The sequence below is a fragment of the Allobosea sp. RIT-PG3_2 genome, assembly GCF_057321085.1.
This window is the reverse complement of the sequence record NZ_JBXWCA010000004.1, coordinates 395645-416404: the sequence shown is the minus strand read 5'-3', so window position 1 is coordinate 416404 and position 20760 is coordinate 395645. Positions and strand designations below refer to the sequence as shown.

Here is a 20760-nt window from a genome sequence, read left to right as displayed (position 1 = left end):
TTGCTGCATCGCACTCATTGAGTAATTCTTAGATCGTCGAGCGACAGCATGACTATGCGGAGCTGTCGGAACCGTTCCTGAACTTCCATTTTCGGCGGCTTCGCCGCCAAGGGGTTCGGGTTCACCAGATCGCCTAGGAGGTGCCGGATGGCGACGATCGAAGGAAGTGCATTCGACGACTTTTTGATTGGAAGTCGATTCAGCGACGTGATCCTCGCCGGAGCGGGTGATGACATCGTCAAGGGCGGGGATCAGGTCGATTCGCTCTTCGGCGAAGAGGGCAACGATCTGCTCTACGGCGACGGCGGCAACGATGCCCTGTTCGGCGGCGAGGGTGACGATATCCTCTTCGGCGGGCTCGGCGACGATGTCCTCTCGGGCGACGCAGGGAACGATTCCCTGTTCGGCGGAGAGGGCAACGACGTGCTCACCGGCGGCGCCGGTGACGACATCCTGCGCGGTAACGCCGGCGACGACGTCCTGATCGGCGGCGAAGGCGACGACATCCTGCAGGGCGGTCCGGGTGACGACATCCTGCAGGGCGGCATCGGCAACGATGTCCTCCAGGGCGGCGATGGCGCCGACGTCCTCTACGGCGGTGCCGGCGACGACATCCTGCAGGGCGGCGCGGGCGACGACCTGCTGTTCGGCGGTGCCGGCAACGACACGCTGCATGGCGGTGCCGGAAGCGACGTCTTCGTCTTCGCCGGTGGCGGCGGCAACGACGTCGTCCTCGATTTCGAGGCCGGCTCGGACATCCTGCAGATCGCGTCCGACATCAACGGCACCGGTGTGGCCTCTGCCGAGGACGTGGCTGCGCGTGCGACCTCGGTCGGCGGCAACACCGTCATCGACCTCGGCCATGGCGACACCCTGACGCTCGTCGGCGTGTCGGCCGAAGACGTCCAGGCCGATCCGAACTCGTACTTCTCGGTCGCCTGATCGATCCAGCGTTCCGTCCGCCCGGCTGGAAACGGCCGGGCGGGCAGAATCCGTGCCCGATCTCCGTTCTGGAGCAAACGCTCCCCGGGAAAGTGGCCTCCGCTTTCGCGAGGTGCGCCCCCAGGACCCTCCGTGCCGCAGGGATGCCTCCATGCTTTCACTTGCGCCCGTCACCATGGCCGTGACTGCCCCGACCCAGCTTGAGCTCCACCGCCTCGGCGGCTCGGTCTTCCTGCTCTGCTGGACGCTGGAGGCCTCGCCCTTCGGCAAGCCGTCGATTGCGCTGACGGGAGGCGGCCGTCGTCTTGCGGCGGCATCGGTCTCGCTGGGATTGCGCGATGGCCGCGAACGGCTCGCGATCGCGTTCCGCTCTTCGGGCCATGACAACATCGTGGCGACTCTGTCCGACCAGAGCCCGCAGGGCGATGTCACAGCAGCATTCGACCCGGCGCTCGTCCATGGGCTGGTCGATCCCCGCGAACTTCTGAAGGAGCTCGCGCCGCAGGCTCGGCTGACATTGGCCAATGCACTCGTGCGGGCCTGGCCGCCTCTGTTCGGCCTCTCCGCCATTCCGAATTATCTGTCCTTTCTGCGCCAGCTTCTGCTGACGCTGTTTCCGAAGCCCGCCGCGATGCAGCCGACCGCGGCGCTCGTCGAGGGCCGGTGGCTGTTCGAGACCATCGTCCCGGCCGATTTCGGCGAATTGCGCACGGCCTCGCGCCTCGACGGCGCCGGCCTCGCCCGCCTCGACCTCGGCTCACGCCTCGGCACTCCCGATCGCAGCGGCAAGCGCGAGCTTCACCTCGTGCTGGACGAGCCGCCCATTCGTGGCGGCGGGCTGCTGATCCTCCAGGGCGAACGCTCTCTCGTGGTCCGGGCTCTCCCTGGGCGGCAGGCGGCGCCGTCGCTCGGCCGCTGGTGGGCCGGCAAGGCGGCGAGCCGCGACGGCCTGCGCAACTGGGTGGTCGAGCAGCTCGCGGGTTTGTCCGAGCAGGGCCGGCTGCTGGCCGTCGAGATGCAGCGCCGGGTTCCGCTCGCCGTCCAGCATGTCCGCCGGAACGACGATCTCCCGGCCGCCGAGCTCGATATGGCGGTTTGTAACGGCGCCGGCCTGCTGATCGGCGGCTGGCTGCGCGATCCCGACGATCTGCTCGAGGAGGTGCTGCTGCATCGCGGCGCTGGCGAACCGATCGCCATGCTCGCGCGCCTGCAGCGCTTTCCGGTGCGCTTGCCGACGGGCGCGGAAGGCGAGACACGCGCCGCGACGGGCTTCGCCGCCTTCGCCTCGGACTATGCCGCCGGCGCGCCGGTGCTGCAGCCGCGCTGCGAGATCAAGCTGAAATCCGGCACGACGCTGACGCTGCGCCCGCCGGTGCAGCCGGCCGACGCGACGACGATCCGCGCCAAGGCGCTGTCGGCGATCCCGCCGCAATACCTGACATCCGCGATGCTGGAGGCGACGCTCGCCCCGATCCTCGCCGCCTGCCAGGACGAGTTGCAGGAAAACCGGCCGGAGCCAGCGGTCAAGGATTACGGGCGGGCGCCGGCAAGGCCGAAGGCCTCGGTCGTGATCCCGCTCTACCGCGTCTACGATTTCCTGCGCGTGCAGGTCTCCGCCTTCGCCGGCGATCCCTGGTTCGTCGAGAATGCCGAGCTGATCTACGTGCTCGATTCACCCGAGCACGAGGCGGAGGTCGCCCATCTCCTCGGCGGGCTGTTCCTCGCCTACGGCCTGCCGATGCGGCTCGTGGTGATGGGGCGCAACGGCGGCTTCTCGGCAGCCTGCAATGCCGGCGCCCGGCAGGGCCGCGGCGAGGCGCTCGCCTTGGTCAATTCCGATGTGATCCCCGCCGAAAACGGCTGGCTGCCGGCCCTGATCGAGAAGCTCGACCGGCGCGGCCGGGTCGGCGCCGTCGGGCCCAAGCTGCTCTATGACGACGGCTCGCTGCAGCACGCCGGGCTTTACTTCAAGCGCGACAGTAAAGGCACCTGGCTCAACCACCATTACTTCAAGGGCATGCCGGGCGGCTATGCGCCGGCCAATGTCGAGCGCCCGGTGCCCGGTGTCACCGGCGCCTGCATCGTCATCTCGCATGCGCTGTTCACCGAGCTCGGCGGTTTCGACGAGAGCTATGTGATCGGCGACTACGAGGACAGCGATCTCTGCCTCAAGGTCCGCCGCGCCGGCTTCGGCATCGTCTATGCGCCCGGTGTCGCGCTCTATCATCTCGAGCGGCAGTCCATCGCCCGCAGCGTCGACTACACGCGCGGCGCCGCCTCCCAGCACAATGCCTGGCTGCAGACGCGGCGCTGGGACGCGCAGATCGATGCGCTGATGCTGGCCTTCGAGACCTCGGCGGCGGAGCCCGCGCTCCACGAGCCGGCTCCGAGCGAGCCGAATCTCGCCCCCCGCTTCACCTTCAGGAGAGCGACCGCGGCATGACGGCAATGACGGCCTTGAGACAGATCGCGCCCGAGCCGGCGCCCGCGAGCGGCCCTGCGGGGCCGGAACTCGACTGGCTGCTGGCCTCGCTGCAGACCAACCGCTTCATGCCGCACCCGCCGCCGGATTCGATCTTCGTCGGCGACGGCGACTATCGCGCCATCGGCGCCGAATTCCTCGGCCATTTCATCCGCATCGGCCGTTTGCAGCCGCATGAGCGGGTCTTCGACATCGGCTGCGGCATCGGCCGCATGGCGGTGCCGCTGACGCAATATCTCGATCCCGCACGGGGCAGCTATGACGGCGTCGACCCGGTGATGGACGGCATTCTCTGGTGCGCCCAGACGATCACGCCGGCCTATCCGCGCTTCCGCTTCCAGCGCCTCGACATCGCCCATCCCCTCTACAACCCGCAGGGTTCGCTGCCGGGCATCGAGGTCCGTTTCGGCTTCGCCAACGGCAGCTTCGATTTCATCACGATGATCTCGGTCGCCACGCATCTGCCGCCCGACGAACTCGTGGTCTATCTGCAGGAGGCCGCGCGCCTGCTGGCGCCGGGCGGGCGCCTCTTCCTGACCGCCTTCGCCATCGATGGCAGCACGGGACTGGAACGCCTCTCGTTCAAGCGCTGGCAGGACGGGCCGGGCTGGTACGCCATCGACGAGGCGCCGCTTGCCGCTGCCGGCATCGATACGGCCTTCCTGCTGGAGCAGGCGGCGCAGGCCGGGCTCACCGTCGAGAACCTGCGGCCGGGCCATTGGCGCGGCATCAGCGCGGCGCATTACCAGGACGTGCTGATCGCGACGAAACCGGGGGGCGGCCGATGACCCGCCGCATCCTCGTCGTCGCGCATAACCACCCCGAGCTGCATCCGGGCGGGACCGAGATTTTCGCGCATGACCTCGCGGGCGCCTATCGCGAGCAGGGTTGCGAAGTGCTCTTCCTCGGCGCCACCAATGCGATCCACCGCCAGCCCCATCCCGGCACCGCGCTGCAATCCGTCGGCGAGGATGTCGTGCTGTGGAGCGGTCATTTCGACCGCTTCCACCTGAGCCAGATCGACCATTACGGCACGCTGCAGGACCTCGGAACGTTACTGAACGAGTTCCGGCCGGACGTGATCCATGTCCATCATCTCGTGCTGATCGGGGCGGAATTCCTGACGCTGGCGCGCCGGCTGCTGCCGGAGGCGACGATCGTGATGACGCTGCACGACTATTATTCGATCTGCCATCATGACGGGCTGATGGTGCGGCCCGGCGACCGGCAGCGCTGCTCGGGCGCCTCCCCCGCCGGCTGCCATGGCTGCTTTCCCGAGATCGGCTCCGACCGCTTCCTGCTGCGCGAGCGCTTCATCAAGACGCATCTCGCGGCCGTCGACCGCTTCGTCGCTCCCAGCCGCTTCCTGCGCCAGCGCTATGCCGAATGGGGCCTGCCGGCCGAGAAGATCGAGGTCATCGCCAATGCGCGCCCTGCCCAGGAGCCGGCTCCGCATCGGGACGGCGCCGAACGGCGCATTAGCTTCGGCTATTTCGGCAATGTCAACCCGTGGAAGGGCGTGTTGCCGCTGCTGCAGGCGGCGCGGCTGCTGCGCACGGCCGGGGACAAGGATTTCTCGCTGCGCATCCATGGCGGCGCCCCGTTCCAGAGCGAAGCCTTCACCACGGCGCTCGACGCCGCCCTCGCCACGACCGAAGGCGTCGTCACCCATTGCGGCCCCTATCGCCGCCACGAGGTGCCGGCACTGATGGCCGAAGTCGACTGGGTCGTGATGCCCTCGATCTGGTGGGAGAATGCGCCGCTCGTCATCCAGGAGGCGTTCCAGCATCGCCGGCCCCTGATCGTCAGCAACATCGGCGGCATGGCCGAGATGGTGCGCGACGAGATCGACGGGCTCCATGTCCGGCCGGGCGACCCGGCCGCGCTTGCCCGCGCGATGCGCCGGGCGATGGACGAGGACGGTCTCTGGCAGCGCCTCGTCGACGGCATCGCCGCGCAGCCTTCGCTCGCCGAATGCGCCGGCCGCCATCTCGCCCTCTTCGATAGCCTCAAGCTTGCGGAGGCCGCATGACCACAGCGCCCCAACAGGACAACGAAATCCGCCTGCCGCGCGTTGATTCGCCGGCCATCAACCCGGCGCGGCTGAACGGACGGGTCGACGCCCTCGACGGCAACCGCCTGCATGGCTGGATCTGGGACGAAACCCGCCCGGACCAGCCGATGACGGTGAAGCTCTATTGCGACGGCAAGCTCGCCCGCGAGATCAAGGCCGACCAGAGCCGCATCGATTTGCGCCGCAACGGCATCGGCGACGGCAAGCACGCCTTCTCGATGGAGCTCGACGACGCGCTGGTCGCGGCGCGCGCGCGCCTTACGGTCATCGGCGTCTCGCCGACGACCGGGACCCAGTTGGAGCTGCGTCTGCCGGCAGCGGACGAGCTGGCGGCGGAGGCGGCGATCGCCGTGCCGCTCGCGCGCTTCTTCGACAAGGTCGAGGTACTGATCGCGCTGAACCGGCGCGGGCAGCTCGCCCAGAAGGATCTGAGCGAGAAGCTCGATCGCATCGCCGCGCGTCTCGAAGAGAGCCACGCGCTTGCCGAGGCCGCCAAGATGGATGCCGAGACGCAGAGCGAGATCGCGCGGCGCCTCGGCGAGCTCGACGTCTTCCAGCTCCGCTTCGACGGCACGCTCCGCGCCTTCGACGAACGCCTGACCGCCATTCGCAAGGAGGCCCGCGCGCCGCTGCGGCAGGTCACCGTGATCCTCGGCTTCCTGTCGGGGCTCGCCGCCGTGATGTCCTTCGTCACGCTCGCCGTCACGATCTGGGGAGGCTGACGATGAGCGAGGTCATCGTTCCCGAAAGGACTGCCATCAGCCCGGCTCCGACCATCGCCTGGACGCCGCTCGGCGAGAACGCCATCCTCGTCCGCAGCGCCTGCGACGCGATTCCCGCGAAGGTCCCGGTCGCGGTCGACGGCAATCCGCGCAACCGCGCACAGACCATGGTCCTGAGCTGGCGCCGGCCCCAGGCCGAGTCCTCGGCGGCGACCGGCTTCCTTTGCCTCGCCCCGGCGCCGACCGTCGACAAGGATGGAAACGGCGCGCTCCTGATCGGCCGCCCCGGCCGTCCCCTGCGCCTGATCCTGGCGCCGAAGCCGCTGCCGCTGCAGGCCTTCCTGTCCGAGCTCGCCGAGGACGCCGGCCAGGCCTTTCCGAGCGTCGTCGACGGCCTGCTCGAAGTGCTGTTGACCGGCGCCGCCAATCCGCGCCGCCTGCGGGCGGTCGCCATGCTCCTGCAGACCGTCGCCCGGCCGGGCGGCTTCGTCGAGGTGATGGGTTCGCTCGATGGCGACGGCATCTTCCTGCAGGGCTGGACCTCCCATTTCGCGGCCGGGCGGATCAAGCTCCTGATCGCGCATGGCGGCCTCTCCCCCGCCAATCTGGAAGCGGGAACCTTCGAGCGCGACGATCTCGGCGAGGGCGCCCGCGGTTTCTACGGCCTGCTCGAGGATTGCCACGCTCAGCATCCCGGCGAGATCGAGCGGCTGTATTTCCGCGGCAATGACGGCTGGCGCGCGCTCGAGGTCTATGAGCGCTACGTCCTGCTCGACCCGATCACCGTCCCCGGCCATCTGCGCGACGGCTTGCAGCGCGGCACGGCCCCGCAGGCCACCGCGGACAAGCTGCGCCGCGCCTCCCAGCGCTTCGATGGCCGCGACACCGTCTGCCTGCTCGACGATCCCGTGCGCGCCGGCATCGACGCCGTGACCATCGTCGAGAACACCGGCGTCCTGATCATCGGCTGGCTCTTCGATCCCGAGCGCAGGGTCGATGCCGTCACGCTGCGCAGCGGCAGCCAGTCCTGCGCCGTCGACCGGCTCTGGACGCGCGTGCAGCGACCGGACGTGACCGCGGCCTTCATGGAGGACCCGCGCTTCGGCCCGGCCCTGGCCTCGCGGCGCAACAGCCACGGCTTCATCGTCTTCGCGCCGAAGCTCGTGCCGGAACCCGGCCAGCCGCTCCACCTCGCCTTCGAGGTTCAGGGTACCGGCCCGGCCTTCCTGCCGCTCGAACCCAATCGCGGCCAGGCGCGGCGCACGCTGGAGCGCATCCTCGGCCTGCTCGACCCGCGCTCCTCGACGGCGAGCGCCGTGGTCGAACGCCAGATCGCGCCAGCGCTGCAGGCGGCCGAGATCGCGCCGCCACGCGCCGTCGAGACCGTCGATGTCGGCGCCTTCGATCCGGAGGCTGCGCTCGGCCTCGTCGTCGGGCTCGACCACCGCCACCGCGAATTGTCGGCGCTCTTCGCGCTGATGGCGATGGACCCAGAGGTGAGGCCCCTGCCGATCGTGCTGGCGGCACCCTCCGAGAGCTTCGACCGCGTCGGCGCCGAGGCCCGCCGGCTCGCGCGCTTCTACGGGCTCTCGGTGCGCCTCGTCGCCGTCGAGGGTGTCGAGGATGCCTGCGACGCGCTGGAGGCCGGCGTCCGCGCCTGCCGCTTCCAGACGGTGGCGATGTTGTCGGGCGCCGCGCAGATCAGGATGCCCGGCTGGCTCGGCAGGCTCGAACGGGCCTATCGCGCCCGCGGCGGCCAATGCGTCGCCAGCCCGACGCTGCTCTTCGAGGACGATTCCATCCGCTGGGCCGGCGCCTGGCTGGAGGGCGAAGGCGCAAGCCGGCGCATCGCCAATCGCTTCGTCGGCTATCCGCTGGAGGCGGTCGGCAATCTCGGCCCCATGGAGGTCGCAGCGGGAGCGAGCGAATGCTGCGTGCTCTCGCGAGCCGCCTTCGTCGAGGTCGGCGGTTTCGCGCGCAATTATTTCACCACGGCGGAGAAAGGGCTCGATCTCTGCCTCAAGCTCAGGATGGCGGGATCGCCCTCGCTCTGGGTGCCGGAGGTCGAGGTCTACGCGGTCGATGACGGCGACATGGCGACGCCGCATGTCGGCACCCTCGCCCAGCTCGCCGACCGCACGAGTTTCGACCGGCGCTGGGCGCTCGCCATCTCCAACATGAAAGGCTGAGGATGCGGGTTCTCGTAATATCCCACGGCCATCCCTCGCTCTCGCTAGGCGGCGCGGAGATGGCGTCCTACAACCTGCACAAGGGTCTGCAGGCCAGCACCGACGTCGATTCCCACTACCTCGCCCGCATCGGTGCGCCGACGCCCCGCCATGCCGGCACGGCGCTGATGAGCCTGCGGCAGCGCGGCGGCGAGTTGCTCTACTACGCCGAGGATTACGACCACTTCCTGATCTCCAACCGCGCGACGGAAGAGATCGAGCGCGATTTCGTGCGCGTCCTGAACGATTTGAAGCCGGACGTCGTGCATTTCCACCATTTCATCGGGCTCGGGCTCGAATGCCTGTTCGCGGTGCGCGACACCCTGCCGGACGCCCTGATCGTCGTGACCTTCCACGAATATCTCAGCATCTGCCACCACCACGGCCAGATGGTGAAGACCGGCGCTTTCAAGCTCTGCTACCGGTCCTCGCCAACCGACTGCAACGCCTGCTTCCCGGACATCTCGCCGGCCCGCTTCCTGGCGCGCGAGACCTTCATCAAGGGCATGCTGGGCCTCGCCGACCACTTCGTCTCGCCAAGCCGCTTCCTCGCCGACCGCTTCACCGACTGGGGCCTGGCCGAGGAGCGCTTCTCGGTGATCGAGAACGGCATCGACGTCGCCGCGCCCGCCCCGCCGCGCGCCCTGCCCGAGGGCAAGACGCGGCGCTCGCGCTTCGCCTATTTCGGTCAGCTCACGCCCTACAAGGGCGCGGACGTGCTGATCGACGCGGTGACCCGCATTCCCGATTCGCTCTGGGACGACGATGCGATCCTGCTCGTCTATGGCGGCAACCTCGAACGCCAGCCGCAGGCCTATCAGGACAAGTTCGCCAAGCTGGTCGAGAGCGCCGGGCGCCGCGTCCGCTTCTGCGGCGCCTTCCAGAACCACGAGATGCCGAACCTGATGCGCTCGGTCGACTGGGTGGTGATGCCTTCGGTCTGGTGGGAGAACTCGCCGATCGTCATCCAGGAGGCGTTCTTCCACGGGCGCCCGATCCTGGCGAGCAATCTCGGCGGCATGGCCGAGAAGATCACCGACGAGGTCGACGGCCTGCATTTCCGCTCCGGCAGCCCGGAGGATCTCGTCGACTGCATGACCCGCGCGCTGACCGAGCCGAAGCTCTGGGACCGGCTGCGCGGCGGCATCAAGCGCCCGCTCAGCCATGTCGAATGCGCCGGAACGCATCTCGAGCTCTATCGCCGCCTCATCGCCGAACGGGGTCAGCCAGCGCCGGTGCGGCGCGACGCCGCCGCGATGATCGCCTGAAGCCAACAGCACCATAAAACAGGGGAGAACCGAACCATGGCCCGCATCCTCGTCATCAGCCCGTCCGGGGAGGTCTACGACCACGACAATGTGCGCTGGTATCGCTATGCCGATCTCGCCAGCCATATCGAGCACTATCACAACATCGGCGACGCCTTCGTCTTCGATTCCTCGCTCAAGCTTCTGAATTTCGAGAAGCTCGACGAGCTGCCGATCGCCCATGTCGATCCGGCCGCGATCGACCGCTTCAATGCCGAATACGACTACGTCTTCCTGCGCGGCTCGAACTACATCCACGCGCAGATGAACTGGTCGCGCACGGCCGAGGTGCTGCGCCGCCTCAAACTGCCGGTCATCGCTTTCGGCATCGGCGCGCAGGCCCCCGTCAGCGGCAAGCTCGAACTCAGCGAAGACACCAAGACCGTCCTCAAGCTGATCTCCGATTCCACCGCTTCGCTCGGGGTGCGCGGCACCTATTCGGCCGAAGTGCTCAACGATCTCGGCATCCGCAATGTCCGCATCATCGGCTGCCCGACGGCGTTCCGGAACAACAATCCCGACCTCGCCATCCGCCTGCCCCCGCTGGAACAGGTCAAGACGGCTGGTGTCACGCTGCGGCGCGAGGTCTCCAAGACCTATGCCCAGGACATCAAGCGCTACCTCACCTTCCACCGCTCGCTGGTGAAGGCGATGGCCGACCGTTTCGAGGTCACGCTGATGTCGCAGGGCGAGGTCGAGGAGAAGAAGCTCGCGCTCGGCACACCCGAGCAGAAGGCGCAAGCCATGGCGGCGCTGCGCGACAACGCTTGGGCGCGCGACTGGTATCTCGATGAGCAGGTCGAGGGGCTCTACCAGAGCCGCATGTTCTATTCCGACGTGGTCGCCGAATATGAGCGGCTGGTGCGCGGGCTCGACCTTGTCCTCGGCTACCGGCTGCACGGCAACCTGATGGCGCTCGCCAACGGCACGCCCTCGATCTACTTCACCTATGACAGCCGCACCGTCGAATTCGCGGATACCTTCAAGATCCCGAGCGTCGACGTCTTCTCGGGCCAGGACTTCAGGCTCGAGGATTATTGGGAGCAGTCACGCTTCGACCGCTTCAACGCGGCTTACGCCCAGGTCTACGGGCGGATGCGCGACTTCCTGGTCGAGAACCGCGTCGACAATAAGATGGCGGGCCGCGCGGCTGCGGAGCCGCAGCGGAAGGTGGCATGAGGACCGCCCGCAGCCTCCCACGCGCGGCGCTGCTCCTCGCGACGCTGCTGCCCGCCTCGTTCGCCGGTGCCGCGGAAGGCCCGCGCTACCGGCTGGAGATCGCCCCCGGCGCGCAGGAGGAGACGGTCTTCGACTGGTCGAAGGAGCGCTGCCAGGAATGGCACATCCCTGACGCGCCGCTGCGCGCCTTCCGGGACGACAAGGGCGAAGTCGTCGCCTTCGCCAGCCACCATCGCAACCGCGCGCTAATTGGCAACGGGCTCGACCGCATCAAGACCACCTGCGCGATCTCCTTCGAGGCGAAGAACAGCGCCGATCCCAGCCAGTTCAGCGACATGAGCTGGATCGCCGCGACCTGGACCAAGGACGGGCGCGACGTCTACGCGCTGATGCATGACGAGTATCACGCCGACCGCCACCCCGGCGCCTGCAAGTTCAAGGACGGCATGGCCTGCTGGTACAACGTCGTGACGGCGGCGCGCTCCGGCGACGGTGGCGCAAGCTTCAAGGTCGACGATCCGCCCACCGTCGTCGCCGCCCCGGCCTTCCGGCAGGAAGTCGGGCAGGGCCGTCATCGCGGCTTCTTCAACCCCTCCAACATCGTCGAGAAGGACGGCGCCTGGTATGCGCTGATCGCGACGACCGGCGGCGAGGGCCAGAAGGGCGGCACCTGCCTCTACCGCACGACCGATATCACTGATGCGAAGGCCTGGCGCGCCTTCGACGGGCAGGATTTCACCGTTCCGGCCGTCGACCCCTACCGTCAGGACACCGCGCAGGCAAAGCCCTGCCAGCCGCTGAAGGTGCTGCCGACGACGGTCGGCTCGGTGACGCGCCACGAGGCGAGCGGATTATGGCTCTCCATCTTCCATCTCGGCCCAGACGCGAAGCAGGGCGTTGCCGGCGGCCGCGTCGCCTATAGCTGGTCGAAGGACCTGAGGAACTGGTCTCCGCTGCAGACCCTGCTCACCCATCCGACGATGTGGAGCAAGGATTGCGGCGACAGCGTGCGCTACGCCTATGGCGCCGTCGCCGACCCCGCCTCGCCCTCGCGCAATTTCGAGACGACGGGCGATGAGCCCTACCTGTTCATGACCAAGATGCACGTCACCGGCTGCAAGATGGGGCCGCAGCGCGACCTCGTCCGCATCAAGGTCCGTATCGTGAAAGAGACACCATGAACGCGCCTGCTCACGATTTCACCGCCAGCCAGACCGTGCAGACCATGAAGATCCTGCGTGCGACCACCGAAGAGGTGGTCGTGCTCGTTGCCCGCGAACCGGGCGGAGGCTGGCCGTCCCTGAGGCTCCTGCTCGACGGGCAGGACTACGCCACGATCCATCCAGGCGCCCTCGTCACCGGCGACGCGACCGTCGCCGAGATCGCGATCCCGCTGCCCGCCCTGCCCGAGACGCGGCTGCGTGCCATTGCGGTCGCCGATGCGCGCACCGGCGCGCTGGCCCCCGGCTCGGAGCTGCGCCCGGTCGCGACGGCGAAGAACCTGCGGGCCCTCGTCATCTATCCCGCCGGCGAGGTCTACGAACACGACAAGGTGCGCTGGTATCGCGCCCCGCTGGAGCGGCTGCTCGCCGACTATTTCAACATCGGCGACATGATCGTCTTCGACTCCACGCTCAAGCTGCTGCGCTATGCGCATCTCGAGCCGATGAAGATCATGAACCCGACCGAGGCCGACATCGAGCGCTATGCGAGCGATTTCGATTTCGTCTTCGTGCGCGGCTCGAACTTCATCCACGAGAAGATGGAGTGGTTCAAGGCCGTCGAGGTGCTGGAGAAGGTCAAGCTGCCGGTCTACGCCATCGGCGTCGGCGCACAGGCCAGCCAGAACCGCGCAATCGAGCTGTCCGAGGCCTCGAAGCGCTTCTGGCAGATCGTAGGAGACCGCTCTGCGGCCATCGGCGTGCGCGGCGCCTTCAGCGCCGAGACGCTCCGCCGCAACGGCATCGGCAATGTCGAGGTCGTCGGCTGCCCCTCGATCTTCCGCACCCGCAACCGCGACCTGCATATCCGCGTCCCCGATCAGCGCGAGATCCGCAAGGTCGCCTTCAGCCTGCGTCGCGAGGCCGACAAGAGCTACACGGTCGATCCGGAAGCCTATCTGCGCAACCAACGCGCCGCCCTGCTCAAGGTCGACGGCCAGAGCGAGATGGTGATGTCCTCCCATGGCGAGCAGGAGGAGAAGGCCTTCTTCCTGCGCGACGAGGAAGCGAAGGAGAAGGCCATCGCCGAATTCGCCAGGACCGGCTGGTGGGACGGCCCCGACGACCGACGCATGCGCGAGATCTACGAGCGCAAGCTCTTCACCTTCTTCGACGTCGAGGATTACGACCGCTTCGCGCAGAGCGTCGACCTCGCGGTCGGCTACCGCGTCCACGGCGTGCTGCCGGCCGTCGCACACGGAGTGCCGGGCGTTCTGGTCGCCTACGACACGCGCAGCCAGGAACTGGCGGAGACGCTGAAGATCCCGGTCGTGCCCGAGGAGGCGCTGGCAGAGGGCGGTTGGCGCGCGGTCTATCGCGAGGCGGCGCTGAACGGGCTCGCGAAGTCCTATGCGGCCTCCTACGACCGGATGCGGGCCTTCCTCGACCATAACGGCGTCCCACACCGGATGTGATCGGCGGAGACCAGCGATGAAGAAGGTCGCCGTGGTGACGATGCAGTACAACGAGGCGTTCTACGTCTCGCGCTGGATCGAGTATTATTCCGGGCTCGTCGGGCGCGAGAACCTCTATGTCGTCGATCACGACAGCGACGAGGAAATCCGCGAGACCCTGCAGGGGGTCAGCGTCGTGCGCTATCCCCGCTCTGCGCTGGACGATCAGGAGCGCGCACGCTTCATCTCGAAGCTCGTCGGTGCGCTGCTCGAACTCTACGAAACCGTGATCTATTGCGATTGCGACGAGTTCATCAGCCATGATCCCCGCCGTTTCGAGAGCTTCGGCGACTGGCTGGATGCCACAGATTTCGAGCACGCGACCTGCATCGGCTTCAACGTGACGCCGATGTTGCAGGAGGAGAACGCGGCTCTGCTCGACGGCCCGGTGCTGCGCCAGCGCGGCCATGTCCGCTTCGTCTCGCCGATGTGCAAGACGCTGATCGTGCGCAAGCCTGTGCGCTGGGGCGGCGGCTTCCACCACGCCAACCGCCCGCCGCATTTCTCCGGCGCCTATCTGTTCCACCTGAAATACGCCGATCTCGGCGAGCGCGTGCACCGGCAATCCCTGACGCGCGGGCTCGACTTCGCCCAGGCCGATCAGGGCCACCACCAGCGCAATAGCGATCTCGATCTGCTCAACCTCTACCGCAGCTTCGACAGGCTGGAACGCCGGGAGTGGGAGGACGAGGCGATCGAGCGCTACTGCCAAAGCTTCATCGAGGGCATCAAGCCCTCGGAGCGCGGCGGCGAGGTCGGGACGATGTATGTCGCGCCGCTCGACATCGCCGGCGGCGAAGCCTGGCGATTGCCCGACAGCTTCCGCGGCTTGTTCTGACGCGGACGCCGCAGGCGGTATCCCGATCTCAGGCGACCGCGGGGCTTGAGGGCGGAGCGCTCTGGGCGGCCTGCGCACCATGCAGGCTGCGATAGCGCCCGTCCTTGCGGGCGAGCAGCTGGGCGTGGCTGCCCTGCTCGACGACGTGCCCGTTCTCGACCACGGCGATCCGATCGGCATTGGCGATGGTGGCGAGCCGGTGCGCGATCACCAGCGTGGTCCGGCCGCGCGAGAGTTCCGCCAGCGATTGCTGGATCGCCTTCTCGGTCTCGGTGTCGAGCGCCGAGGTCGCCTCGTCGAGGATCAGGATCGGCGGGTTCTTCAGGAAGATGCGGGCGATGGCGAGGCGCTGCTTCTGGCCGCCGGAGAGCTTGACGCCGCGCTCGCCGATCACCGTGTCGAGGCCCTGCGGCAGCGCCGCGATCACGCCGTCGAGCCGGGCGCGGCGGGCCGCCTCGACGATCTCATCCTCGGTCGCGTCCAGCCGGCCATAGGCGATGTTGTCGCGGATCGAGCCGGCGAACAGGAAGACGTCCTGCTGCACGATGCCGATATTGGAACGCAGCGACTTCAGCGTCATGTCGCGGATGTCGATGCCGTCGATCAGGATCGCGCCGCCCGAGACCTCGTAGAAGCGCGGCAGCAGCGAGCAGATCGTGGTCTTGCCCGCGCCGGAGGGACCGACGAAAGCGATCGTCTCGCCGGCGCGGATATCGAGGCTGAGATCGGCGAAGACCGGCCTCTCCGCACTGTACCCGAACCGTACGTCGCGATAGGCGATGTCGCCCTTCAGCCGCTGGATCGGATTGGCGCCGGGCCGATCGGCGACATCCGGCCGTGTTTCGAGGAAGGCGAGATAGCGCTGGAAGCCGGCGATGCCCTTCGGATAGCTCTCGATCACCGCGTTGATCTTGTCGACCGGGCGGAAGAACACGCCGACCAGCAGCAGGAAGCCGACGAAGCCACCCGCCGACAGCTCGCCGCGCACCACGAACCACCCGCCCGCCAGCATCACCACGACCTGCACGAAGCGCATCGAGAGATAGGAGAGCGAGGTCGACGCCGCCATCAGCTTGTAGGCCTGGAGCTTGGTGTCACGGTAATGGCGGTTGCTCTCGGCGAAGAGCCGGCGCTCGTGATCCTCGTTGGCGAAGGCCTGGACGACGCGGATGCCGCCGACATTCTCTTCGATGCGGGCGTTGAAGTCCCCGACCCGGCCGTAGAGCGCGTGCCAGTTCGTGGTCATGCGGCTGCCGTAGCGGATAGTGACGAACGCCGTGAGCGGCACGACGAGCGCGGTGATGATGGCGAGCGGGGCGTGCACCCACATCATCAGCGCGAAGGCGCCGATCAGCGTCATCACCGCGATGAACAGGTCTTCCGGGCCGTGATGGGCGACCTCGCCGATCTCCTCGAGATCCTTGGTCAGCCGTGCCACGAGATGGCCGGTCTTCTGGTTGTCGAAGAAGCCGAAGGAGAGCTTCTGGAGGTGGTCGAAGGCCTTGGCGCGCATCTCGGTCTCGATGCCGATGCCGAGCATGTGGCCCCAATAGGTGACCACGACCTGAAGGCCCGCGCTGGCCAGATACGCGACGAACAGGACGGCACCGGCGATGGCGATCATGCCGATCTCGCCGGTCGGCAGCAGCCGGTCGATGAACAGCGTCACCGCGACAGGAAAAGCGAGTTCGAGCAGGCCGGCCGCGACCGCGCAGCAGAAATCCAGCAGGAAAAGGCCACGATGCGGCCGATAATAGGCGGCGAACCGCTTGATCAGATCCATGTCGGTCTCCGCGGCGATCGCGCTCAGGCTGGCAGGGCGATCGGACGCTGTGTCTGCGGATGGGCGATGACGCTCATGTCGACGCCGTAGATACGGGCAAGCTGCTCGGAGGTCATCACGTCCTCGGGCGTTCCCCTGACGATCATCCTGCCGGAATGCAGCGCGATGATCTCGTCGCAGAATCGCGCCGCCATATTGACGTCGTGCAGCACGACGATGACGCCGAGCCCCCGATCAGCGGAAAGCTTGTGCACCAGAGACAGCACCTCGATCTGATGGGCGATGTCGAGGGCCGAGGTCGGCTCGTCGAGGAGCAGGCACTCGGCATCCTGGGCGACCAGCATGGCGAGCCAGACGCGCTGGCGCTCGCCGCCCGAAAGCGTGTCGACCAGCCGGTCTGCGAAGCGCTCGACATCCGTCAGCACCATGGCTTCAGCGACCTTCTCGCGATCCTTGGCGCCGAAGCGGCCGAGCGCGCCATGCCAGGGATAGCGGCCGAGCGCGACGAGTTCCTTGACCAGCAGCCCGGACGAGGGCGGCGTCTGCTGCGGCAGATAGGCGACCTTGCGCGCAAAGGCGCGGCCGTTCCAGGCATCGAGCGCCTTGCCTTCGAACCGGATCGCCCCGCCCGAGGGCGCCTGCTGGCGCGCCAGAAGCTTGAGCAGCGTCGACTTGCCCGAGCCGTTATGACCGATCAGCCCGATGACGCGCTGCGTCGGCAGCGACAATGTCAGCGGCTCCAGCAGCACGCGGCCCGGTACGCTGAACGTCAAACCCTCCAGCTCGAAGAGATCGCCCTGGCCGCCTGACAAGGAAACGCTCCCCGCCATCGACAGAGCTTGCGCTGCTAGAAGGCCGTCGCCGTGCGGAAATGCGGAAGCCTTGCTCTCCATGATCGAACTCGCCTTCGGGGGGTCGCTGGGGTTTCAGCCGTTGCGCCTCGCCCTACACCGCCGCGGCCGATGGCGGAAGTAGGGTGTTCCATTTCAGAATCGCATTGTCCGGTCCGGCCATGCGCCGGTCACCGTGTGCAGGGCTCTCGCGTACGGAACGCAAGAAAGGCCTGCGACAGATTGCCCGCCTCAGCCGAGCAGCGCCGAGCCCTGCACCGTGCCGCGCCGCCAGGCGGCCGGCGTCTCGCCGACCATGCGCCGGAAGACGCGGGTGAAATGTGCCTGGTCGGAGAAGCCGGCTTCCACCGCCACCTCCGTCAGCGACCTGTCGCCGGCAGCAAGCAGGCGCTGGCCGCGCTCGATCCTGGCCTTGAGCTGCCACTGATGCGGCGGCAGCCCGGTCGAGGCCTTGAAGGCGTGGCTGAAATGCGATTGCGACAGGCCGACGAGCTCGGCGAGGTCCTGCAGGCGGATCGTGCCCGCCGCATGCTGGGTGATGTAGTCGGTCGCCGCCTTGAGCTGCCAGCTCGTCAACGGGGTCCTGCGGCGCGGCGCGCTGCCGCGCACGCCCAGCAGATCGATCAGCACGGCCAGAACCAGCCCGTCGCCATAGAGATCGTGCCGCCCATGGGGTTCGGCGCATTCGCCCGCGATGAGCCGGGCCAGCGTCTGGATACGCTCGTTCGAGAACATGATCCGCGGCTGCGTCAGCAGGTCGGGCGACAGGGCCTCCCCGAGGCGCTCGCTCACCTCGGCCGCATCGAAATGCAGATCGAGATGGCGGATGCGCATGCGCTGCTGCGTGTGCCCCCAGACCGGCACGCCGGCCGGCATGAAGCTGATCGAATGCGCCCGCCCCCGGCTGGAGGCGCCGGGCTCCGATGCGTTCAGCCGCGTCTCGAAATTGCCCCCGACCTTGTCGAGCACCACGAACAGGCGCGGATGCTCCGAGACATACTCGCCTTTCGCCCCGGCCTGGCATTCCGCCTGCCAGAGATCGGCGACGACGCCGTTCCAGACGCGGTATTTGAGCGAGCCGATCACGCTGATGCCTTCGCGGACCGAATGCATGCGTGGCTGGAAACCCATATCTGCCTCTCCGATGGCCGGGCACTTGCGCCGCGGTGCGTGATCGAAATGCAACGCGAAGACCGCAATTGTACCTGCACGCCCAGAAACGTTCAATGCATCACAGGAACGATCAATCCAGAATTTCGCAACGATGATACGGCACATCGTGAAGCAGTGCCCCGATTTTGAATGGTTCTAAATTCAACCAATTCTGCTGAGGCACTCAATATTGGGGCTTGAACCGGTTATGTGCTATTTTACGAATATGAAGAGCCATTTTATTCTTTGCTCGACTGCATCGCTCGCAGCGCTCCTTTACGGCGGCGCGGCGCTCGCTCAAACCCCACCGGGGCCGACGGTCCAGCTCGACACCATCACGGTCGAAGGCCAGGCCGACACCGCGGCGGGGCCTGTCAACGGCTATGTCGCAACGCGCTCGGCCACGGGCTCGAAGGACAACACCCCGATCATCGCGATTCCGCAGGCCGTCTCCGTGGTCGGCCGCGAGGAGATCGACGATCGCAAGGCCCTCAAGGTCGATGAAGCCCTGCGCTACACAGCCGGCGTCGCCGCGCAGACCTTCGGGCCCGATCCCGATACCGACTGGTTCTACATCCGCGGCTTCCAGGCGACGCAGACCGGCGTCTTCATGGACGGCCTCCAGCTCTATTCCTACGGCTTCGGCGGCTTCCAGATCGACCCGTTCCTGCTCGAGCGCGTCGAGGTCCTGAAGGGCCCGGCCTCCGTGCTCTATGGCGGCGCCAATCCGGGCGGCATCATCAACCTCGTCAGCAAGCGCCCGAACGGCAAGAACTTCGGCAATGTCGAGGTCGGCATCAATAATTTCGGCAACGCCTATGTCGGCATCGATGTCGGCGTCAGCGACAAGAAGGGCATCTGGAGCACGCGCCTGACGGGCAGACTCTCGGGCGGCGACCAGTACACCGACTATTCCAAGGATTTCCGCGGCGTGATCATGCCGCAGATCACCTACCAGCCGACCGGCGCCACCCGTTTCACCGCCTACGGTATGTACGCGGCGCTCGATCAGGTCCGTGTCGGCGGCGGCTTCCTGCCCTATGTCGGCACGGTGGTGAACGCGCCCTTCGGCAAGATCCGCCGCGACGCCTTCTTCGGCGAGCCGGCGATCGACGATCAGGAGCGCACCCAGACGCTCGTCGGCTACGAGTTCCAGCACCAGTTCGCCAACAACTGGAATTTCACGCAGAACATGCGCTACGGCGTGATGACGGGCTCGCAGCTCGGCCCCTACGGCTACGGCTACTTCGCCCCGGATTCACCCTTCGGCAATCGCTTCCAGCCGGTGGGGCCGGACTACCAGCTCTACCGCATCGGCTTCCAGGAGCGGACGCGGGTCAGGACGTTCACGGTCGACAACCGCATCGACGGCAAGGTCGATAGCGGCCCGCTGCAGCATTCGCTGCTGTTCGGCGTCGACTACAAATACTTCAACATCGACCACACGCAGGCTTCGGGCGGCGCCACGCCGATCAGCGTCACCAACCCGATCTACGGCGCACCGCAGGGCGTGCCCGGCGTCTATCTCGATCAGGACCTGAAGCATCATCAGCTCGGCTTCTACGCGCAGGACCAGATCCGCTTCGGCGGCGGCTGGCTGCTGACGCTGAACGGCCGCTACGACTATGTCGACAAGAAGTCGGTCAGCGCGTCCGGGCTGCTGTTCTCGCCGAGCTACGAGAAGGAGGAGGCCGCCTGGAGCGGCCGCGCCGGCCTCGCCTATGAATTCGCCAACGGGCTGACCCCCTATGCCAGCGTCGCAACCTTCTTCAACCCGGTCTTCGACGCGAACCCGAACCTCACCGGCGGGGCAGCGCAGCCCTTCCGTCCGGAAGAGGGCCGGCAGTTCGAGGCCGGCGTGAAGTACAAGCCGACCTTCATGGACGCGCTGCTCACGGCCTCGGTCTTCCACCTCACCAAGCAGAACGTGCTGAACCCGGCGCCGACGGCGATCAATCTCTTTGCCCAGCAGCAGCTCGGCGAAGTGACGTCGCGCGGCGTCGAGTTCGAGGCCAAGGCCAACGTCACCAAGGACCTGAAGCTGCTCGCCTCCTTCACCGCCTTCGACCTGAAGACGACCAAGGACACCCGCCCGCTGCTCGTCGGCAAGACGCCGATCGTGGTACCCGAGGTCACCGCCTCCGCCTGGCTCGACTACACTGTGCCGGAGGGCTTCTTCAAAGGCGTCGGGCTCGGCGCCGGCGTGCGCTATGTCGGCCGCTCCTTCGCCGATGCCGAGAACACGCTGAAGGTGCCAGCCGCGACCCTCGTCGATGCCGCGATCCGCTACCAGATCGGCAACTGGGGCATGGCGGTCAACGTCACCAACCTCTTCGACAAGACCTATGTGAAGAGCTGCAACGGCTATTCCGGCTGCGGCTACGGCGATGCGCGCACCGTCACCGTCTCGGCGAATTACCGCTGGTAAGGGCACCATCAACCACCCAAGGCCGCAGCCACCCGCTGCGGCCTTGGGGCTGTGCTCGAACACATTGAATTTTCACGGAACCGCGCCGTCATCCCGGGCT

15 protein-coding genes are annotated in these 20760 nt (G+C 67.3%); 12 read left to right on the top strand and 3 right to left on the bottom strand.

What is annotated here, in order from left to right; all coding sequences use genetic code 11:
• Positions 1-147: 147 nt before the first annotated feature.
• The 11 genes from AC2FAN_RS15240 to AC2FAN_RS15190 all read left to right on the top strand — a co-directional run bounded on the left by AC2FAN_RS15240 (position 148) and on the right by AC2FAN_RS15190 (position 14446).
• Positions 148-942 carry a calcium-binding protein gene (locus AC2FAN_RS15240; protein WP_265050472.1) on the top strand — a complete coding sequence of 265 codons (795 nt, stop codon included), beginning with the start codon at positions 148-150 and terminating at the stop codon, positions 940-942.
• Positions 943-1093: 151 nt separating this feature from the next.
• Positions 1094-3385 (top strand): glycosyltransferase, encoded by a 2292-nt coding sequence (locus AC2FAN_RS15235; RefSeq protein WP_485175132.1) that lies wholly within the window; start codon positions 1094-1096, stop codon positions 3383-3385.
• The gene (locus AC2FAN_RS15230; protein WP_485175130.1) at positions 3382-4212 is read left to right on the top strand and encodes a class I SAM-dependent methyltransferase; all 831 of its coding nucleotides are present in this window, start codon (positions 3382-3384) and stop codon (positions 4210-4212) included. The genes AC2FAN_RS15235 and AC2FAN_RS15230 overlap by 4 nt, the downstream gene beginning before the upstream one ends.
• The gene (locus tag AC2FAN_RS15225; protein WP_485175128.1) at positions 4209-5456 is read left to right on the top strand and encodes a glycosyltransferase family 4 protein; all 1248 of its coding nucleotides are present in this window, start codon (positions 4209-4211) and stop codon (positions 5454-5456) included. The genes AC2FAN_RS15230 and AC2FAN_RS15225 overlap by 4 nt, the downstream gene beginning before the upstream one ends.
• Complete coding sequence (locus AC2FAN_RS15220) at positions 5453-6220, top strand: hypothetical protein (protein ID WP_265050476.1); 768 nt, start codon at positions 5453-5455, stop codon at positions 6218-6220. The genes AC2FAN_RS15225 and AC2FAN_RS15220 overlap by 4 nt, the downstream gene beginning before the upstream one ends.
• 2 nt (positions 6221-6222) lie before the next feature.
• Complete coding sequence (locus AC2FAN_RS15215; RefSeq protein ID WP_265050477.1) at positions 6223-8409, top strand: glycosyltransferase family protein; 2187 nt, start codon at positions 6223-6225, stop codon at positions 8407-8409.
• A gap of 2 nt (positions 8410-8411) precedes the next feature.
• On the top strand, positions 8412-9716 hold the full coding sequence (locus AC2FAN_RS15210) for a glycosyltransferase family 4 protein (protein WP_265050478.1): 1305 nt from the start codon (positions 8412-8414) through the stop codon (positions 9714-9716).
• A 36-nt stretch (positions 9717-9752) separates the two neighbouring features.
• Complete coding sequence (locus AC2FAN_RS15205; protein ID WP_476806148.1) at positions 9753-10934, top strand: polysaccharide pyruvyl transferase family protein; 1182 nt, start codon at positions 9753-9755, stop codon at positions 10932-10934.
• Positions 10931-12115, top strand: coding sequence for a hypothetical protein (locus AC2FAN_RS15200; protein ID WP_265050480.1), 1185 nt, complete (start codon positions 10931-10933; stop codon positions 12113-12115). The genes AC2FAN_RS15205 and AC2FAN_RS15200 overlap by 4 nt, the downstream gene beginning before the upstream one ends.
• Positions 12112-13569, top strand: coding sequence for a polysaccharide pyruvyl transferase family protein (locus AC2FAN_RS15195; protein ID WP_265050481.1), 1458 nt, complete (start codon positions 12112-12114; stop codon positions 13567-13569). The genes AC2FAN_RS15200 and AC2FAN_RS15195 overlap by 4 nt, the downstream gene beginning before the upstream one ends.
• Before the next feature lie 16 nt (positions 13570-13585).
• On the top strand, positions 13586-14446 hold the full coding sequence (locus AC2FAN_RS15190) for a glycosyltransferase family 2 protein (RefSeq protein ID WP_265050482.1): 861 nt from the start codon (positions 13586-13588) through the stop codon (positions 14444-14446).
• Between the two features lie 28 nt (positions 14447-14474).
• Here the strand turns inward: AC2FAN_RS15190 and AC2FAN_RS15185 are convergent, their stop codons facing one another.
• The 3 genes from AC2FAN_RS15185 to AC2FAN_RS15175 all read right to left on the bottom strand — a co-directional run bounded on the left by AC2FAN_RS15185 (position 14475) and on the right by AC2FAN_RS15175 (position 18211).
• Entirely contained in the window at positions 14475-16229 is a 1755-nt protein-coding gene (locus AC2FAN_RS15185) for an ABC transporter ATP-binding protein (RefSeq protein ID WP_485175124.1), read from the bottom strand.
• A gap of 23 nt (positions 16230-16252) precedes the next feature.
• Entirely contained in the window at positions 16253-17059 is an 807-nt protein-coding gene (locus AC2FAN_RS15180; RefSeq protein WP_265050484.1) for an ATP-binding cassette domain-containing protein, read from the bottom strand.
• A 252-nt stretch (positions 17060-17311) separates the two neighbouring features.
• Positions 17312-18211 (bottom strand): AraC family transcriptional regulator, encoded by a 900-nt coding sequence (locus AC2FAN_RS15175; protein WP_485175122.1) that lies wholly within the window; start codon positions 18209-18211, stop codon positions 17312-17314.
• Positions 18212-18440: 229 nt separating this feature from the next.
• On the opposite strand from AC2FAN_RS15175, the gene AC2FAN_RS15170 reads away from it, so the two are divergent.
• Positions 18441-20660 (top strand): TonB-dependent siderophore receptor, encoded by a 2220-nt coding sequence (locus tag AC2FAN_RS15170; RefSeq protein ID WP_485175120.1) that lies wholly within the window; start codon positions 18441-18443, stop codon positions 20658-20660.
• The last annotated feature ends 100 nt before the right edge of the window (positions 20661-20760 follow it).

Excerpts from the sequence above, each read along its gene's own strand:
- AC2FAN_RS15230 (WP_485175130.1), top strand. The coding sequence starts at position 3,382 with ATGACGGCAATGACGGCCTTGAGACAGATCGCGCCCGAGCCGGCGCCC.
- AC2FAN_RS15190 (WP_265050482.1), top strand. The coding sequence starts at position 13,586 with ATGAAGAAGGTCGCCGTGGTGACGATGCAGTACAACGAGGCGTTCTAC.
- AC2FAN_RS15215 (WP_265050477.1), top strand. The coding sequence starts at position 6,223 with ATGAGCGAGGTCATCGTTCCCGAAAGGACTGCCATCAGCCCGGCTCCG.
- AC2FAN_RS15185 (WP_485175124.1), bottom strand. The coding sequence starts at position 16,229 with ATGGATCTGATCAAGCGGTTCGCCGCCTATTATCGGCCGCATCGTGGC.
- AC2FAN_RS15220 (WP_265050476.1), top strand. The coding sequence starts at position 5,453 with ATGACCACAGCGCCCCAACAGGACAACGAAATCCGCCTGCCGCGCGTT.
- AC2FAN_RS15235 (WP_485175132.1), top strand. The coding sequence starts at position 1,094 with ATGCTTTCACTTGCGCCCGTCACCATGGCCGTGACTGCCCCGACCCAG.
- AC2FAN_RS15210 (WP_265050478.1), top strand. The coding sequence starts at position 8,412 with ATGCGGGTTCTCGTAATATCCCACGGCCATCCCTCGCTCTCGCTAGGC.
- AC2FAN_RS15195 (WP_265050481.1), top strand. The coding sequence starts at position 12,112 with ATGAACGCGCCTGCTCACGATTTCACCGCCAGCCAGACCGTGCAGACC.
- AC2FAN_RS15170 (WP_485175120.1), top strand. The coding sequence starts at position 18,441 with ATGTGCTATTTTACGAATATGAAGAGCCATTTTATTCTTTGCTCGACT.
- AC2FAN_RS15175 (WP_485175122.1), bottom strand. The coding sequence starts at position 18,211 with ATGGGTTTCCAGCCACGCATGCATTCGGTCCGCGAAGGCATCAGCGTG.
- AC2FAN_RS15180 (WP_265050484.1), bottom strand. The coding sequence starts at position 17,059 with ATGGCGGGGAGCGTTTCCTTGTCAGGCGGCCAGGGCGATCTCTTCGAG.
- AC2FAN_RS15240 (WP_265050472.1), top strand. The coding sequence starts at position 148 with ATGGCGACGATCGAAGGAAGTGCATTCGACGACTTTTTGATTGGAAGT.
- AC2FAN_RS15225 (WP_485175128.1), top strand. The coding sequence starts at position 4,209 with ATGACCCGCCGCATCCTCGTCGTCGCGCATAACCACCCCGAGCTGCAT.
- AC2FAN_RS15205 (WP_476806148.1), top strand. The coding sequence starts at position 9,753 with ATGGCCCGCATCCTCGTCATCAGCCCGTCCGGGGAGGTCTACGACCAC.
- AC2FAN_RS15200 (WP_265050480.1), top strand. The coding sequence starts at position 10,931 with ATGAGGACCGCCCGCAGCCTCCCACGCGCGGCGCTGCTCCTCGCGACG.